Annotated in this window: 15 protein-coding genes and 1 riboswitch; of the genes, 8 read left to right on the forward strand and 7 right to left on the reverse strand. The window is 51.7% G+C overall.

Annotation, left to right across the window (positions count from 1 at the left end):
- Positions 1-135: 135 nt before the first annotated feature.
- Both FCL47_RS10825 and FCL47_RS10830 read left to right on the forward strand, forming a co-directional pair.
- Complete coding sequence (locus tag FCL47_RS10825) at positions 136-729, forward strand: metallophosphoesterase (protein ID WP_136813515.1); 594 nt, start codon at positions 136-138, stop codon at positions 727-729.
- The gene (locus tag FCL47_RS10830; protein ID WP_205747285.1) at positions 713-1,825 is read left to right on the forward strand and encodes an Lrp/AsnC ligand binding domain-containing protein; all 1,113 of its coding nucleotides are present in this window, start codon (positions 713-715) and stop codon (positions 1,823-1,825) included. Before FCL47_RS10825 ends, FCL47_RS10830 begins: the two co-directional genes overlap by 17 nt.
- Here the strand turns inward: FCL47_RS10830 and cobT are convergent.
- The 4 genes from cobT to FCL47_RS10850 form a co-directional block, all read right to left on the reverse strand.
- Positions 1,816-3,939 (reverse strand): nicotinate-nucleotide--dimethylbenzimidazole phosphoribosyltransferase, encoded by a 2,124-nt coding sequence (cobT, locus tag FCL47_RS10835; protein ID WP_136813517.1) that lies wholly within the window; start codon positions 3,937-3,939, stop codon positions 1,816-1,818. The genes FCL47_RS10830 and cobT overlap by 10 nt on opposite strands.
- Position 3,940: 1 nt before the next feature.
- Positions 3,941-4,153, reverse strand: coding sequence for a hypothetical protein (locus tag FCL47_RS10840; RefSeq protein ID WP_136813518.1), 213 nt, complete (start codon positions 4,151-4,153; stop codon positions 3,941-3,943).
- Between the two features lie 2 nt (positions 4,154-4,155).
- Positions 4,156-5,262, reverse strand: a complete 1,107-nt coding sequence (gene trpD, locus FCL47_RS10845) for an anthranilate phosphoribosyltransferase (RefSeq protein WP_136813519.1) — start codon at positions 5,260-5,262, stop codon at positions 4,156-4,158.
- Positions 5,263-5,475: 213 nt separating this feature from the next.
- A riboswitch (cobalamin riboswitch) is annotated at positions 5,476-5,706 on the reverse strand.
- Positions 5,707-5,815: 109 nt separating this feature from the next.
- On the reverse strand, positions 5,816-6,577 hold the full coding sequence (locus tag FCL47_RS10850; RefSeq protein ID WP_136813520.1) for a YiiX/YebB-like N1pC/P60 family cysteine hydrolase: 762 nt from the start codon (positions 6,575-6,577) through the stop codon (positions 5,816-5,818).
- Between the two features lie 530 nt (positions 6,578-7,107).
- Here FCL47_RS10850 and FCL47_RS10855 point away from each other — a divergent pair.
- Both FCL47_RS10855 and FCL47_RS10860 read left to right on the forward strand, forming a co-directional pair.
- Complete coding sequence (locus FCL47_RS10855) at positions 7,108-8,133, forward strand: hypothetical protein (RefSeq protein ID WP_136813521.1); 1,026 nt, start codon at positions 7,108-7,110, stop codon at positions 8,131-8,133.
- A gap of 426 nt (positions 8,134-8,559) precedes the next feature.
- Positions 8,560-10,335: an SLC13 family permease gene (locus FCL47_RS10860; protein WP_136813522.1), complete on the forward strand. Its 1,776-nt coding sequence runs from the start codon at positions 8,560-8,562 to the stop codon at positions 10,333-10,335.
- A 109-nt stretch (positions 10,336-10,444) separates the two neighbouring features.
- On the opposite strand, the gene FCL47_RS10865 is transcribed toward FCL47_RS10860, so the two are convergent.
- Together FCL47_RS10865 and FCL47_RS10870 are read right to left on the reverse strand one after the other, a co-directional pair.
- Positions 10,445-11,290 carry a neutral zinc metallopeptidase gene (locus tag FCL47_RS10865; protein WP_136813523.1) on the reverse strand — a complete coding sequence of 282 codons (846 nt, stop codon included), beginning with the start codon at positions 11,288-11,290 and terminating at the stop codon, positions 10,445-10,447.
- 35 nt (positions 11,291-11,325) lie between these two features.
- Positions 11,326-11,985, reverse strand: a complete 660-nt coding sequence (locus tag FCL47_RS10870) for a DUF2959 domain-containing protein (RefSeq protein ID WP_240744208.1) — start codon at positions 11,983-11,985, stop codon at positions 11,326-11,328.
- A 263-nt stretch (positions 11,986-12,248) separates the two neighbouring features.
- Here FCL47_RS10870 and FCL47_RS10875 point away from each other — a divergent pair, with 263 nt between their 5' ends.
- From FCL47_RS10875 to FCL47_RS10890, 4 genes are read left to right on the forward strand one after another with little or no spacing between them, the layout of a single operon-like run.
- Positions 12,249-12,482: a hypothetical protein gene (locus FCL47_RS10875; protein ID WP_136813524.1), complete on the forward strand. Its 234-nt coding sequence runs from the start codon at positions 12,249-12,251 to the stop codon at positions 12,480-12,482.
- A gap of 19 nt (positions 12,483-12,501) precedes the next feature.
- Complete coding sequence (gene ybaK / locus FCL47_RS10880) at positions 12,502-12,981, forward strand: Cys-tRNA(Pro) deacylase (protein ID WP_136813525.1); 480 nt, start codon at positions 12,502-12,504, stop codon at positions 12,979-12,981.
- A 42-nt stretch (positions 12,982-13,023) separates the two neighbouring features.
- Positions 13,024-14,361 (forward strand): Trk system potassium transporter TrkA, encoded by a 1,338-nt coding sequence (gene trkA, locus FCL47_RS10885; protein WP_136813526.1) that lies wholly within the window; start codon positions 13,024-13,026, stop codon positions 14,359-14,361.
- Positions 14,358-15,824, forward strand: a complete 1,467-nt coding sequence (locus FCL47_RS10890; RefSeq protein ID WP_136813527.1) for a TrkH family potassium uptake protein — start codon at positions 14,358-14,360, stop codon at positions 15,822-15,824. The genes trkA and FCL47_RS10890 overlap by 4 nt, the downstream gene beginning before the upstream one ends.
- Positions 15,825-15,863: 39 nt before the next feature.
- On the opposite strand, the gene FCL47_RS10895 is transcribed toward FCL47_RS10890, so the two are convergent.
- Positions 15,864-16,055 (reverse strand): ferredoxin, encoded by a 192-nt coding sequence (locus tag FCL47_RS10895; protein WP_136813528.1) that lies wholly within the window; start codon positions 16,053-16,055, stop codon positions 15,864-15,866.
- Between the last annotated feature and the right edge of the window lie 133 nt (positions 16,056-16,188).

The following is a 16,188-nucleotide window of genomic DNA, read 5'->3' on the forward strand; positions in this document are numbered from 1 at the left end:
ATTCATAATGGGAAACAGAACAGTCTTGCAACCGAAAAACATGGTGACGGCCTAAAAAGTAGCCAATTGCGATAAACAACAATTATATCGGGATAATTACCAAAGATTATTGCCGTCACCCCATCAGCATCTTTTATGAAAATTCTCAGTGTCTCCGATACCGTTGTCAAAAGCCTGCTGGAGCCGGTCGGCGGCAGTCCGGCTATTGACGGCGTTGACCTGATCCTTGCCTGCGGCGACCTGCCACCCGAATACCTCACCGCCTTAAAACATCGCTATGATACGCCGCTGCTGTATGTTCTCGGCAATCACGATCTCCGCTATGAGGAATCGCCGCCACAAGGCTGCCTGCACATCCACCGGAAGATTGTCAAAATGGGTGCTGTCAGGATAATCGGTTTCTCCGGTTCAAGATGGTATAACGGCAATATTAATCAGTATACCGAAAAGCAGATGGCCCGGTTTATCCGGAAAATGCGTTTTTCCCTCTGGCGCAGCGGCGGCATCGATCTGGTTGTCAGCCATGCCCCGCCAAGATTCGTCAAGGATGCGGAAGATCCATGCCATCGCGGCTTCCGGGTGTTTTTGCAGTTTATTGAAAAATACCGCCCGACCTACTTTATTCATGGACATATTCACACCCTGTTTGAGAACGATTCCGAACGGTTAACCAGGGTTCAATCCACCTCGGTAATAAACAGCTATGGCTACCATGTTCTCGAAATTTAATCCATTTACAACCCTGAAAAAGGTTATAACCGGTCAAGCCCGGCAGGATGAAATTGACAACCCGAGTAATTTCAACGTCCGTCAGGAAAAAGAAGAGGCCTACGAAGCGGTCGAACGGGGCACCCTGATGGTGCCACTGGATAAAATTACCGGCAGCGTGGGGAGATACCACGATTTTGACAACCAGTTCAAGTCCCACTCCAGCACGATGGATGAGCGCTTAAAGGCTATCATGGACGCCATGCGGGAAGGCAAGGATATGCCCCCCATTGCGCTCTATCAGATCAAGGAGGATTTTTTTATCCTCGACGGCCATCATCGGTTCAAAGCAGCGGTTGAACTGGGCCGGTCCGAAATCCGCTCCCGAATCGTCGAACTCCTGCCATCGAAAAACACCCTGGAAAACAATCTCTATGTCGAAAAAATTCACTTTCGCGATAAAGCTGGTCTGACCGAAAGCATTGACCTGACCGAACCCGGCCAGATAGCCCATCTGGAGTGGCAGGTTCGCGAGCATCGAAAGTTTCTGACCAATGAAAAAAACCAGGCCGTCAGCTTCAAGCAGGCGGCAGCCGACTGGTACAGGACCATCTACCGTCCCCTGGCAACCCTTATCGCCAACAGCAACCTGATCAGTTCCTTTCCGGGCCGTACAGTTGACGACCTGTACCTGTATATTTCCGTACATCAATGGGAAAAAGGCAGCAAAAGGACCTACGGCATCGGTGTCGACAAACTCATTCCCACAGACATGGAGGCCTTCCGGCAAAAAATGGCAGAACATACCGAACAGGAATACCCGGAGATGAAGCGGGAAATTACCGTCTTCATCCTCCTCAACGTCGATGGCAAATACGAACAACAGATCTTCGACAAACTTTTAGCCCTCGATGAAGTCCGCGAGGTGCACAGTGTCCATGGTTCCATCGACATGATCGCCAAAATTACCCTGATGCGCGACCTGCTCTCTTCCGATGCGGAAATCCTGTCGCAGTTCATCCAGTATACGATCCGGCAGTGGCGGGGGGTGGTCTCGACACAGACCCTGATTCCCGGCATGTCGAGGACCAAGGACCAGGACCGTTGTCATCTATGACAGCGTACCGCTACCATGTGTCTGTCCACTCCAGCCTCCTCAAATGAGGCCATATCCCGCATCATGCAGCAGGAAAGCTCGACCAGGTTCATGGTGACAGCCGCCCCGGTCCCCTCACCGAGGCGCATATCCAGATCGACCACCGGTGTCAGTCCCATGATATCAAGCGCTGCCTGCTGCCCCACTTCCACCGACTTATGCCCGGCGATCAGATAGTCTTTCACCTCGGGACAGAGCAGATATGCGAGCAGTCCTGCAGCCGTTGATATCAGACCATCCAGGACAACCACACAACCGGTCGAGGCAGCAGCCAGAACCGCGCCGCAAATGCCGCCGAGCTCAAAACCACCCAGCATGGACAGAAGCTCCAGTCCGTTATCCTTGGGCGGACGATGCAGGGCGAGGGCTTTTTCGAGCACTTCCCGCTTGCGCATAAGGCCCCGGTCATCCACCCCGGTGCCGCGGCCGACGACCTGTGCCGGAGCAAGCCCGGTGGCGCCGCAGATGATCGCCGCGGCACTGCTGGTGTTGCCGATCCCCATTTCCCCCATGCCGACGAGATCGCAGGGCTGTCGCTCATTTTTTTCAAGAAACATTCGTGCGCCGTTTTCAATGGCCCGGATCGCTTCATCCGGACGCATTGCCCGCCGCAGAGTAAAATTGCAGGTTCCCGGCGCCACTTTCTGTTTTATCAGCATCGGGTGGTCACGAAGCTCACCATTAACCCCCATATCGACTACTGCCAGCTCGATACCATAATGGCGACAGAAGGAGTTGATCGCGGCACCTCCATTCAGAAAATTATCGATCATCTGGAGGGTCACCCTGGCCGGAAAAGCCGATACCCCCTCTTCGACGACGCCATGATCGCCGGCAAAGACAAACATGCGTTTGCAAGCTATCGTCGGATTGAGACTTTGTCTGGCTGCGCTCACCTGCACGGCAATCTCCTCAATCCTCCCCAGAGCGCCGAGAGGCTTGGTCTTCAGGTCAACTTTTTTTCGGGCCTGGCTCTTGAGGCTCTCGGCAACCGGTTTGATCCCGGCTACCAATTGCCCAAGAAAGTCAGAGAGCACAACAGCCCTTTTCGGTCTGGTCTCTGACCCGGCACCGGTGGAGCTGTCCATCTCTGCGTGTTTGCCCATTCCGGTAAAATCGACAATATATTTCAGACTATTGCCGGCAAGGATCTGCGGCAGCACGGCCTCGACCTCTTCCGGAGAAATCACTTTTTCGATCAGCATCGCCAGATTTTTCTGTTGCCGGGCGCAAAAAGGGAGTGCCTGAACCATATGCTCTCTTCTCGGTCCATAGGCACCGTAGATTTCCAGCTCTTTATAGTGGATGAGATTGAGCAGGTTGGTCTCTATGTCCTCATTTTTAGTAAGCCCGCTAAAAAAGACCAGCCGCCCGCCTTTGCAGAGCTTGGCAATACAGAGACTCAAGGCAGCAGGGTCGGCACAGCAGTTTATCGCCAGATCAAAGTCAGCGGCAACGGTATCCTTGGCCAGCTCGATGCTATTTTTCGCGCAAAAGGGGCGCAGTCGATCAATTTTCTCCTGGCTTCTCTCGATTACCGTCACCCGGCACTGCTGCTCTCGGCAAATGAGCGCGGCGATCATGCCCATAACCCCGCCACCGTAGAGAATGACCCGTTGATTTGCCGCCAGGGCACTATTCGAAAGACCATTCAGCACGCAGGCCACCGGTTCGGCAAAGGTCAGAATTAATGGTTCGATGTCCTCTTCAACCGCAATCAGACTCTTGTGGGGGACGGAAACAGCGCGGGCAAAACCACCATCGGTATGAAAGCCGAGAATCCGCATTGCATCACAGAGATTCTCCCGCCCGCTCAGGCAATACCGGCAAAGACCACAGGCCTGCCCCGGCCAGACGGTATAGAGCTTGCCGCTTTGCGGATCCCTGCCGGCAATCTCATGGCCCAGGACCCTGGGCAGAACCAGATCGCGATGGCCCTGGCGCCACATTTTTGCATCGGTGCGGCAGACGGCGCAACAGCTGACAGTCAGGACAATATTGCCATCATGGGCTGCCGGAGGCTCACAGTCGTCGATACACGCCAGAGCTTCACACCGGGTCAGGATAAGTTTCATGTCACACCTGGTCGAAAGGTTCTTCGATAATGGTAAGTTTTCTGAGTACTGGTCCAGCCACCCCGGTCAACGCCAGTTTACGGCACAGGAATCGTACATGGTCTGCCTGGTCCAGAGGAAATACACTGGCCTTATTCAGCGCACACGGTTCAAAATGGTCGTCTCTGCAGCGAAAATAGTCATCGCCGGCCTTGATAATAAGGAGTTCGGTCATAATCAGCCTCCGGCTCTCTGCAAATCAGTGAGTCTCGCAAAACCTGCCGCCGGATCGCGGTTTTGCACCTCGATCCAGCGGGTAAGCGATACCAGGGCCAGTCCGGACAGCAGAAGATCCCTTGCCTTGTTCACCCCTTCCGTAATAGTCGCAACCCTGTCCTGCACATAAAAAATCAACCCGCTGTTCAATATAACCGCATCAAGACGCGCCTGGTCCCCCTTGCCGGCCAGCAGCTGATACATCTTCACCGCAGCACTCTTTCTGTCCGGATCTGCCGCCAGCAACTGGGGAGCATGTTTTTTCAGGCCGCAGTCCTCCGGTTGAAACGTGAAATCGGTGAGTGTGCCGTTTTTGAGGTGCACGCCGGAAGTTGCGCCACAGACAGAACCTTCATCCATCCCCTTGTCACTGCCTGAAATACCGCCGTAGACCACGAGGGCGTCGGTATAGCCGATTGCCTGCATAACTTCCGCCACCGGCCTGAGCAGAGCCGGGGAATAGACCCCGCGCACCGCCACCCTGGGCAGAGCGGGATGGGCCAGGGAGGCGGCAATGTTGAGCGGGGAGCCAAAACAGATCTGGGAAAGGATGCGTCCAAGCGCCATGGGGTGGACCTGGGGACTCATGCCGTTAAACAGGCCGATACCAGCCTGTCGGACGCTTTTGGCCACAAGATCGACACTGCACTCGACATCAACGCCAAGACATTCGGCCATATCAACCGTGCCACAGCTTGAGGTGATGGCCCGGGCGCCATGGCGGGCAATGGTTACGCCCCCTGCTGCGGCGACCAGGGAGGCGGCAGTGCTGATATTAAAGGTCTTGAAACTGTCCATGCCGGTCCCGCAGTTATCGACAATGGCCAGATCGGCCAGATCGACTTTTTCGGTATCCAGTTCATACACCGCCCGCCAGCCACCGGCGACCTCCCCTGCGGTCTCTCCTTTGGCGGTAAGAGCCGCCAGAAAGGCACCCTGCTGCATGTCCGAGACTTCACCTTCAAGTACCATGCAGAAGGCCTCATGCGATTCTTGCTGAGAGATATTTTCTCTCGCTATCAGCCGGGTAATTATATGTCCAAGTTTTTGATTTTTTTCCAGATCCATGACCATACTCCAGAATGGATTATTGAACGTTCAGCCTGATTTTGGTGTCTGCGCAAAATCTGCACCGAGAGGCTTCATTCATGGATACGGAAAAAGACGATACAACGAGGTGATAAGTCTCCGTATCCGCAACAATGCAGAGTCTGCAGCAACCAGACAATACAATTTTCCAGATACAGAGAACTCCAGTGGTTAACTCTGGCGTGGACCGGCACGGCGTCCACCTGTGCAGGCAGGCTTTCTGACTCACGAATTATCCTGCAGAACAGCCGCCTTCCCGAGATTTCCCAGTGACGAATCCTTAAAAGACAAAGATTTGGGAACACAGATTGGGTGTGCTCCCAGCTGCCGCAGCCTTCGTATACAGCAAGGACTGGCTTGTGACGGACTCACACCGTCTTTCCTTTTACCATCAATAGGTGCACCTGCAGAAGATATATATACCCTGCACACCGTGAAAAATCAAGATGCAGAGGATGGTTGAACGTACGGATCACCCGGAAAAACGCTTGCTGCATGAGCGGCCCACGGATGTACCACTTGTGCTGGTGGGTTAATTTTCACTCCAAACGAACCTGTGCGGATCAAAACCATATTGCAGGGTTGGTTTGATAATCTGGAAATACGGGGAAACATCGAAATCCCGCGGCGTGAAAAGGCTATAATGGCGAATTTGGTACATTTCCATGGAGCAGACACGACAGGAGAGGTCATCCGATTGCTGGACAATAAGTTCAGGTAATATCGGATATTTGATCGAATGAAAGGCCTGGGCGATAAGCGAAGAACAAATCGCCTGGGTTGGATCTGCGCTGCCAAGAGACAGCAGGCGTCGCCTGAAACGTGACGGAACAGGAGGGGTGGGCACGAGATATCGGGCAAGGTCAATTATGTTTTGCAGATCGTATTTATATCCCAGACGCGAGAGGGCAAAGTTGATAACCTTTTCTATTTCATCCTCATGCAACCCGACAGGCCGGCAGATACGGGTATGAAAGGGGGCATAATGCGACAATTCGACACAACGGACGCCGTCATTTATATCAGCTTCGACGAGCACCGGTTGTTCTTGAAAATCTTTCACCGCCGGCAGGGCTGCATCCCCGACATAAAGAGCGGCATGCGACCAACTGGATTGGGTCAGATATTTAATTGCTGCACTGAAGGTACTGTTCCCCTCCACCAGTAAAACGTCGCCGGGACGAAGGCTGCCTGCCAGTTGTTTCGCAGTATTGGTAGCCATCCGATTGCCGCCCGGACGCGGCTTTGCCAGGTAGTGCGCCAGGAGCCCACCTATTTTTTCGAGTATTTTCATAGAGAGTCAGAGTGTATCCATAATGTTCATCGATCAGAATAAAATGCCCTCGCGCTTCATCCTGTTCCCAGTCGGCCAAAAGGAGTTCTATGGTGTCGACGGGCAAAGTACTCTTTGAAAATTCATGCACCAGAATTGGCACACTCAACAAGACCACCAGCTCTGTGAATACAGCAAAAGCAATGTGAAATCAATCGGCATGCGCCAATCTTAATGTCGACAGCCTTTCGTGATAACATCGAACTTGATCTCATGCACGGGTCCAGGCGGTCCAACGACCCGGTGATCAACTTTACCAGACACTGCGTCAGCATGGGAGCTGTTGCATCTTGTACAAGAGCCGTTGCATTGTGAAACGCTTTTTTGCCATGTTTCTTCTCATTTACCAATTATTCGTTGCATTTCGCAACAGACATGATTTCATTTTAAAAACTTCCTTTATAAACAGCACCATACCAGACAAGATCATCTGGCACCTATTTTGCTAGCAGATAACAAGACAACGCCAGTTTGTGGAGAATTGAAAAAACATGCTGTTACAACTCAACCTTCCTACTCTCATGACAATGCCTTTGCCCGCAGAAACAGAATCGACAGGATCATCGCTGAAAATCAAGGGGAGAATAATGCGCCATGAGGAATTTTCCTCGCGACTGCAGAGTATGTGCAATATCCTTGGCTTCGAAAACGTACAGATCAGCGAATCCTGCAGCTTCAGCTCCCCGGACAGTTATTCGGATACCATGCAGAACTGCGGCGAGCAGGATGCGGTGATCGTGGTGTCATGCAAGGTACATTACAATCCAAATTGGGGCGGTTTATACGGTCATCCGCATTTGATTGACCGCGTGAAAAGGAGCACGGACGAGTTATGTCCCGCCGGATTCCTTGCCCCCTTTCTGCAGCTGTACAAATTCGCCCAAGAGCATATTTATCTCACCGAGACGAGACAGGGGGAACATCACATCACTTTCCCGAAAGATCTCGTGAAAAATGACGAAGAAAAGCCGGGGAACAGACTGTTCATTGCCCTCGACAAGGTTGCTGAACCGGATGAACACGGGGCTATCCTGCCGGTCTCAACATCCGGTTCCAGGTTCTCCTATCCACTTTCTGCCAAACTTCGACAGGCGCTCGATGCGCAAAACTATGCCTGGATCCCTGGACGAAGCATGCCAATTGGCCGGCATCTCGGCGCTGACATGTTCTTCTTTACCTGTGCTGCAGAAGAGATTGATCGAAAAGGTCCTTTTTACGCAACACTTTTCCCGTATCTGCAACAGCTGGTATCCCACCAGACACCGCACCTTCGCGCGGCGGAAATCCACCTTCGCCAGGAATTCAATCGGGTTATCGCGCAACTCACTGCCGAACGACCAGGAACATTTCCCAAATTACTGTGTCTGGCCGGACTGGATATTGATATGGCTCCCGCCGCAGGCCATGGAGAAAAGTACTTTGTACCATGGAAGGCCTATCTGGAAACAGTAGATGGGAGTGATTCCGAAAGATGTTCGCTGGATCAGGACGATCTGTTCGTACGACTGATACAGTAACTCTCGACTGAGAGCAGGGCAGGACCGGAACAACAACAGCGACTCGATGCAGCGTCATGTTCCGGTTCTTTTGCCGCGATGCACACTCCATTCCCGCGTATTTTCAGTAATCCTGCCATCCATCACGCACCTCAAATATTTGGACAAGATATCACCATCCAACCAATACGTATAAGTATATCGAACAATTCCAGGCATCACCCTATCTTTTAAAATATCCAACCCGACACGCACGGGCCATCGAACGACTCCCAATTTCCAGACGATAGAACAGCTCGTTTATCATTAAACACAAGGCCGATCGGCCACAGCAGGCACAACTCTCAGGATCTATAAACTTTTTATTTCTCCGGTGAATGATTACAGTGATATTGTTTTCATCATCTTCGGGCAGCTCAGATTCATTCCAATTCCTCCTTCATACCTATGGATATCTGGATAATTTCAATAATACTCGTTCTGGCCATTTATCTGCTGATAACGGAAAAAATCTCCGTGGATCTGACTGCTATCGGTATCATGGTTCTGCTCGTCGTCAGCCGTATTCTCACCCCTCACGAGGCTATCGGCGGCTTTGCTAACCCGGCGGTGATCACCGTCGGTGCGATGTTTGTGGTCTCCAAAGGGATGATGCGCACCGGCGGCGTCGAATTCCTGGGCAGGAAAATTATCAACAGCGCCCGCGGCAATTATAAACTCGCCCTGATCATCATCCTGCTGTCCGTTGCCATTGCCAGCGCCTTTATCAATAACACCCCGGTGGTCATCCTGTTTATCCCGGTGGTCATGACCATGTGCTGCGAATTCGGCCTCAGTCCGTCAAAGTTTCTTATTCCGGTGTCCTATGCCTCGATCCTTGCCGGAACCTGCACCCTCATCGGCACTTCCACCAATATCATTATCAGCGATCTCAGTGTCAGTTTCGGTTACAAGGGGTTGTCCATGTTCGAACTCAGCACCCTTGGGGTACCGCTCGCCGCCGCGGGGATTGTCTTTCTTTATTTTGCCGCCCCGAAAGTGCTTCCTGCCCTGGCCAATCCTATCTGCCAGCTGCAGGACAGCGATCATCGCCAATATCTGGCTGAGCTCAAAATTCCCGAAAAAAGCAACCTGATCGGCGGCAGTCCGGGCCAAATCTTCGATGAAAAATACCCCAGCATCAAGGTTATTGAACTGATCAAGAAATCCTATATTTACCACCCAGATCGAAATAAAATGACCATCACTGCCGGAGATGTGCTTCTGGTCAAGGGGTCGCTCAACGATCTCGTCGCTATTCTGCACAATGAGGAGGTGGAACTGCCCACATCGGAAAAAGACCTGGTCCTGGGTGCACAGAAAGACGCACCCATTGTTGTCGAGCTGATTATAGCGCCCCACTCAAGCCTGCGCGGCCAGCAGCTGCACAGAACGGATCTGGCCAGGGACCGCGATGTCAATGTCATCGCCGTCAAACGTACCAACCTGCATCTGACGGAGAGGCAGATCCACGATGTCCGCCTCCAGACCGGGGATATTCTGCTTATCTGGTGCCTGGAAAGTAAACTCAAGCAGATCCGCAGCAGCACGGAATATATTGTTATTGAGGATGTATATTCAGAACTGGTCCACCATCGTAAGGCATGGTGGTCGATCATCAATTTTATCTGCATGATCGGGACCGCCACCCTGGGACTTGCCGATATTATGACCTGCGCCCTGACGGCGGCTTTTCTGATGATTATCACCGGCTGTCTGCAAATGCGCGATGCCTACCGGGCGCTTCAGGGGGATGTGCTGCTGCTCATTGCCGGAACTATCGCTCTTGGTACTGCCATGCAGAAAACAGGGGCCAGTCAGCTGTATGCCGAGAGCTTTCTCAGCCTCTTCTCGGGGTTTTCACCTCTGATCGTACTTGGCGCGATTATCCTCCTCACCAGCATCTGCACCCAGTTACTCAGCAACAACGCCACGGCGGTGCTGCTGCTGCCTATTGCCATCTCCACGGCGCTTGGGATTGGCGTAGACCCGAAACCGTTTATCGTCGGCATCTGTTTCGGGGCGAGTGCCTGTTTCGCCACGCCGATGGGCTACCAGACCAACCTCATGGTCTACGGCCCGGGCGGATACAGCTTCATGGACTATATGAAGCTGGGTATTCCACTTAATATTTTCGTGGTTGTGGCTTCCACCCTGCTGATTCCACTGATATGGCCATTTTAGTGACTTAGAAATGGTTTTCTTGTTTTTCAAAGAAAATCATTTCGTTAAGGAACTTATCCCGTTTATCGGGATCAAATGCAGATATTTACCACAAATTCACGCACGCTTTTTAGATAAAGGTATTGCAGCGGCGGATATCGCCGCTGTTCAGTCCCTCGCGGAACCATTTCACCCGCTGCCTGGAAGTTCCGTGGGTAAAGGAATCTGGAACGACATAGCCCCTGGATTTTTTCTGCAGGGTGTCGTCGCCAATCATACTGGCCGCATTGAGCGCCTCCTCCACGTCACCAGGCTCCAGGATATGGCGCACCCGATTGGCATGATTTGCCCAGACCCCGGCAAAGCAGTCGGCCTGCAGCTCCACCTTAACCGAAAGCTGGTTGTAGGCGGCCGGTGCAAGCCGCTGCCGCTGCGCCTGTATTTTTGCGCTGATCCCCAGTAGATTCTGGACATGATGCCCTATTTCATGGGCAACCACATAGGCCTGGGCAAAATCGCCAGGAGCCTGGAGATTATGCTTCAACTCACGATAAAAACTTAGATCGATATACACCTTTTTATCTGCCGGACAGTAAAAGGGGCCGGTGGCGGACTGGGCATAGCCGCAGGCCGACTGCACCGCTCCGGTAAAGAGTACCAGCTTCGGCTTCTGGTATGCACTTCCGGCGTCCCGGAATATTACATCCCAGGTATCCTCCGTATCAGCGAGCACAACCGAGACAAAGTCGGCGAGGTGATCCTCTTCCGGACTGAGCTGCATTGACGACTGCTGCACCGGCCCGCCGCCATCAACCAGGCCCGAATTGAGAATGACCGAAGGATCAATGCCAAAGTACATCCCCACCAGAGCAAGCAGGATGATGCCGATACCACCGCCTTTCATCTTCCCTCCGGTCAATCGAACCCCTCGCCGGTCTTCAACGTTGCTGCTTCTTCGACCTGTCTTCCATAACATCGGCTGTACCTCCAGCTTAGCGGAATAATGCCATCTTACTTAATGTCGGCGATAAAGGCATTTGACGACATAATTGCAGCATTCATCTCCTTTATAAGAACATCGATCTGACCTTTAAGATCGGCAAACTCAGATTGCAGTGAGCCGATCGCCTGGGCATTGAGATTATGTTTTAAATATAAGACATTGTCGTGAAATATTTTCAGAACCGGCTCCATGCTGGCCTCGGCCCGGTGCATGCTGGTCAGCATTTCTTTATATCTCTTCTGGGTCATCTGCAGTTTTTGTTTACTGGAATCGCGGAGTTCCTTATTCTGGTATTCCTTCAGCTCCCTTTTCCATTCATCAAACAGGTCTTCAGCTACCGACTCGACTTTATCAATGGAACTGGAAACTTCTTTGGCCGATGCCAGGCTGTTTTCATAGCCACTGTTAAGCTTGTCGTAGGCTTTTTTCAGATCTGTCTCCTGCAGTTTGACCACCGAATCGAATTGCTCAAGCGCCGACTTAAACTGTTTCTGCGCATCAGCTTGGGAATCCCGGGCATCTTCAACCCGATCGACCATGATATCCCGTTTATGGATTCCAACTTTTTCCATGGCGCTGTAATAGGTTTGGGTGCAGCCACTGAAAAAGAGCAGGAACAATGCCATCATGAATAGTGTAACATACTGTTCTATTATTATTTTTTTCATTCTCCCCCGGCCTTTTTGGTTATCGTGCAATAGTATGAATCAATTATCGGAATTAAACTGCATTTTGCCCATGATAATCATAAGACTGCATTTCCGCAAAAATCTTGTTACATCTCCTTTACTCTGCTGGTTTCAAAAAAATTGGCATGGTATAGTTGTTTTATACCAGCGTGTATGAAACATAAAATATTCTGATTGCCCCCAAACTCAACCTGTTGGAATGGAAGGGGGTGATCAGAGAAAATATTACCGGATACGCCGTAATGACCGAAATTGACAAAAACATCCACCCAAGCAACACTCCCTGCCCCGGCTGCGGCGGCTCGGGCCAGAGCTCTTTTTTCGCCGGGGCCAGCAGATTCATGCTCACCTACGAAGACTGTCCGGACTGCTGCGGTACCGGCGTAGTACTTGAGGAAACAAAACCCGAGCAAAAAGAGAGTCCGGAACCAAACCCCGCCAAAAATCCTTGCGGACCAAGTTCCTCAGAGAAATAAATTTCTCCGTCACTAAAGTATGACACCAGCCATCAACGCCGCTAAAAAACGAAAAATTGCCTACACAGTTCACCAGTATACCCATGATCCAGGCTGCGAATCTTACGGGAAAGAAGCGGCAGAAAAACTCGGTATTGCCGAAGAGAGAGTCTATAAAACGCTGGTGGTCCAGCTTGATCAGCAAAGCCTGGCGGTAGCCGTTGTCCCGGTTTCATCGATGCTCAGCATGAAGCTGATTGCCAAAGCTGCAGGATGCAAAAAAGCGACAATGGCCGAAAAAGAACTGGTGGAAAAGACAACCGGCTATGTGCTGGGCGGCGTCAGTCCGCTGGGTCAGAAAAAAAGATTAGTGACAGTGATCGACAGTTCTGCTAAAGCTTTCCCGACAATCTTTGTCAGCGCCGGACGCAGAGGTATGGAAATAGAACTCAAGCCTGCCGACTTAGCTGCTCTCACCACGGCAACTTTTGCGGGGATCCGTCAAGGGACGGACGAGTAAGCGATCTGCTGACGGTTTCAATTCACCGAGTAAAAAATCGATATGGATATTCTGATTTACGGCACTACCGAGATGAGTTATCTGGTCGCTTCGCGGTTGCACCAGCAGCATAACATCACTCTTCTCCATGACCCGGGCGAGTTGAGTGAGAAATTTGCCAACCTGGATATCCGAATCGTCGAAGGCAGCGGTGGCGACCTTGCCGTTCTGGAAAAGATCGAGACCCATAAAACGGACCTTTTCATCGCCTGCTCAGCCCTCGATGAAGCAAATATCGTCGCCTGCTGGACGATCAAGAAAATAGTCGATACCGAAACAATCTGTTTTATCGGCAAGGCATCGCTCTACAAGAATTTTTCTTCACCAACCCATAGTCGCTATCATGTCCGCTATGATATAGACTCCATTATCTGGCCGGAAAAATTGCTCACCCAGGATATATTTCGTATTATATCGGTGCCGGAAGCCCTCGATGTTGAATATCTGGCCGGAGGCAAGGCCAAACTCTTCGAGTATCGGATCAAGGAAGGCTCCTCCCTGATCAATACATCCATCAAGGACTGTCATTTTCCTCAAGACGTGCTCATCCCGGGCATTACCCGGGATGGCAAACTCTTCATCCCCAAAGGGAACACCACCATTCTGTATGGCGACAAGGTGTTTTTTATCGGTTTCGATATAGCACTTGATACCCTGGCCGCCGATTTCTTCAAACATGACAAAAAAGTAAAAACTGTTTCGATTATCGGCGGCGGCAGTGTCGGTTTCATGCTGGCGGAAAAACTTGAGCGGACCAACAAAAAGGTGAAAATAATCGAGCAGAACCCTGAACGATGTGAATTCCTGGCCAATTCACTCAAAAAAACCCTGGTCCTGCAGGGTAATGGCACCGATCTCGAGCTGCTGGAAAGTGAGTCGATTGCCGCAGCGGATGCATGCATCTGCACAACCAATAATGATGAAAAAAACCTTCTCTGTTCTCTTCTCATAAAACAACTCGGGTCGAAAAGAATCGTCACCAGGGTCGGCAATATCCAGAATTACGAGCTGTTTGAACACGTCGGCATAGACGTCGTGGTCTCACCGAAAGCGTCTGCCTTAACCGAGGTCCTGAACCGGGTGCAGGTTCGTGACGTAAACGTCCTGGCCATTTTGGAAGGCGGCAAAGGCGAGGTGTTACGACTGACCTTGCCCGATACGTTCAAGGAGGTGCAGATAAAAGATCTCAAACTCACGGCCAACGCCATTATCGGCGTCATCATCAGAGGGCACAAAGTGCTCATCCCCAATGGCGACACCTTGCTGCTGCCGGGGGACCGACTGAAAATATTCACCATGAAAGAAGATTCGGAAATGATCAAGGAGTTCTTTTTCCGATGAAAATCCCACTCCTCGCCAGTGCTCTCGGCATAATTCTCCTCGCCTTTGGCGGCATAATTCTCCTGCCGGCCATTTTTGCCGGGATAGATAATGAATATTTCGAGATTATCCCGTTTGTGCTCGCCTCGTTCTGCTCCCTTATCCTTGGCTCACTCTGCCGGTGGTATGGTCGGAACGCGCGGAATTTTGATGTCCTGAGGCGCACGGAGGGGCTGCTGATAGTCACCCTGACCTGGGTCATTACCGCCGCAATCGGTGCACTCCCTTACCTGTTTTTCGGCCTGCATCCTATCGACGCCTATTTTGAGTCCGTCTCCGGCTTTACGACAACCGGGGCGACGATCCTGACCGATTTTTCCCTGTATCCGAGGGCGTTTTTTTTCTGGCGGGCCCTCACCCAATGGCTGGGCGGCATGGGCATCATTGTTTTGTTTGTCGCTATCCTGCCGCAGTTCGGGGTCGCCGGCCGGCAGATTTTTTTTGCGGAAGCACCCGGCCCCAGCGAGGAGAAAATCACCCCGCGCATTGCCCATACCGCCAAGGCCCTCTGGCTCATTTATGTGCTGCTTACCTGTCTGCAGATAATTTTTTTAGTCCTTGCCGACATGCCGGTCTTTGATGCGATCTGCAACTCCCTGGCAACGATGGCCGCAGGCGGATTTTCACCCCACCCCCAATCGATCATGGGCTATCAGAGTCCAACCATTACCTGGATTACCAGCCTGTTCATGCTGCTCGCCGGAGCGAACTTTGCGTTGCAATATAAATGTTTCATAAAGGGAAAGTTCCGGTCGCTGCTGGCCAATGACGAATTCCGGTTATATCTGGCCATCGTCATCTTCTTCTCGGCACTACTGTGCTGTTTTCTTTATACCATAGAAAACAGCACATTTTCCGCCAGCCTGCGGGACAGTGTCTTCCAGATACTTTCCATCTTGACCACGACCGGATTCTCGTCCGCCGATTTTGCGCTGTGGGTTGTGCCGGCCCAAGCAACACTCTTTGCCATGATGCTTATCGGCGGGTGCGCGGGATCGGCCGGTGGGGGAATCAAGGTGGTCAGGGTCCTCTTTGCCGCAAAATTTCTCAAACGAGAAATCGATCAAATCGTTCATCCCAAGGCAATCCTGCCGATAAAATTGGGCGGCGTGACCGTCCAGGACGATATCCAGCGCCAGATGATCAGTTTTCTGCTGTTCTATCTCGTGCTGATGATTTTTTCCGGCCTCGCGGTGACCATGATTGAGCAAAATGGCGCGATCGGCCTTGCTGGAACAGCGGCGACCCTAGGCAATGTCGGCCCGGGATTTGGCGAGATAGGCCCGATGGGCACTTTTGGTTTGCTGCATCCGGTAACGAAGATAATCTTTATAATCGATATGCTGGTCGGCCGGCTGGAACTGATTCCTTTTCTGGCGATGTTTTGCCCGGATTTCTGGTCGTTCAACAAAAACGGTAAGTGAACCAGACCAGCCGTGGATCATAGCGGCTCGCTGATCGATCTACTCTCGGCTGATACACGCCGCAGGACATGAAGCAATCGCCTCATCGACACAGTCCGCATCCCCGTTGGCCCCATCGATAACGTAGGCTTTTTCTGCGTCGCTGTCAAAGGCGAACACTTCCGGACATGTCTCAACACACGCTTCACAGCCAATACACTCTTCTTGATCGATTACTACTGTTCCAGCCATCGTTTTCCCTCCTCGTATAATTCATTGTTCAACCGCAACAGAGCGCTGCCCGGTTGTCCCCTATTCTCGTCCTACAGGCGAGAACCATTTCAATGGTAAGCACTGTTGCTCGTGTTCTCAAAATTAAATTTTG

Origin of the sequence: Desulfopila sp. IMCC35006 (assembly GCF_005116645.1) — a bacterium.
Lineage (GTDB): Bacteria > Desulfobacterota > Desulfobulbia > Desulfobulbales > Desulfocapsaceae > Desulforhopalus_A.

Excerpts from the sequence above, each read along its gene's own strand:
- cobT (WP_136813517.1), bottom strand. The coding sequence starts at position 3,939 with ATGAAACTTATCCTGACCCGGTGTGAAGCTCTGGCGTGTATCGACGAC.
- FCL47_RS10825 (WP_136813515.1), top strand. The coding sequence starts at position 136 with ATGAAAATTCTCAGTGTCTCCGATACCGTTGTCAAAAGCCTGCTGGAG.
- trkA (WP_136813526.1), top strand. The coding sequence starts at position 13,024 with ATGGATATTCTGATTTACGGCACTACCGAGATGAGTTATCTGGTCGCT.
- FCL47_RS10830 (WP_205747285.1), top strand. The coding sequence starts at position 713 with ATGTTCTCGAAATTTAATCCATTTACAACCCTGAAAAAGGTTATAACC.
- FCL47_RS10865 (WP_136813523.1), bottom strand. The coding sequence starts at position 11,290 with ATGTTATGGAAGACAGGTCGAAGAAGCAGCAACGTTGAAGACCGGCGA.
- FCL47_RS10875 (WP_136813524.1), top strand. The coding sequence starts at position 12,249 with ATGACCGAAATTGACAAAAACATCCACCCAAGCAACACTCCCTGCCCC.
- FCL47_RS10855 (WP_136813521.1), top strand. The coding sequence starts at position 7,108 with ATGCTGTTACAACTCAACCTTCCTACTCTCATGACAATGCCTTTGCCC.
- trpD (WP_136813519.1), bottom strand. The coding sequence starts at position 5,262 with ATGGATCTGGAAAAAAATCAAAAACTTGGACATATAATTACCCGGCTG.
- FCL47_RS10850 (WP_136813520.1), bottom strand. The coding sequence starts at position 6,577 with ATGAAAATACTCGAAAAAATAGGTGGGCTCCTGGCGCACTACCTGGCA.
- FCL47_RS10890 (WP_136813527.1), top strand. The coding sequence starts at position 14,358 with ATGAAAATCCCACTCCTCGCCAGTGCTCTCGGCATAATTCTCCTCGCC.
- FCL47_RS10870 (WP_240744208.1), bottom strand. The coding sequence starts at position 11,985 with ATGAAAAAAATAATAATAGAACAGTATGTTACACTATTCATGATGGCA.
- FCL47_RS10895 (WP_136813528.1), bottom strand. The coding sequence starts at position 16,055 with ATGGCTGGAACAGTAGTAATCGATCAAGAAGAGTGTATTGGCTGTGAA.
- FCL47_RS10840 (WP_136813518.1), bottom strand. The coding sequence starts at position 4,153 with ATGACCGAACTCCTTATTATCAAGGCCGGCGATGACTATTTTCGCTGC.
- FCL47_RS10860 (WP_136813522.1), top strand. The coding sequence starts at position 8,560 with ATGGATATCTGGATAATTTCAATAATACTCGTTCTGGCCATTTATCTG.
- ybaK (WP_136813525.1), top strand. The coding sequence starts at position 12,502 with ATGACACCAGCCATCAACGCCGCTAAAAAACGAAAAATTGCCTACACA.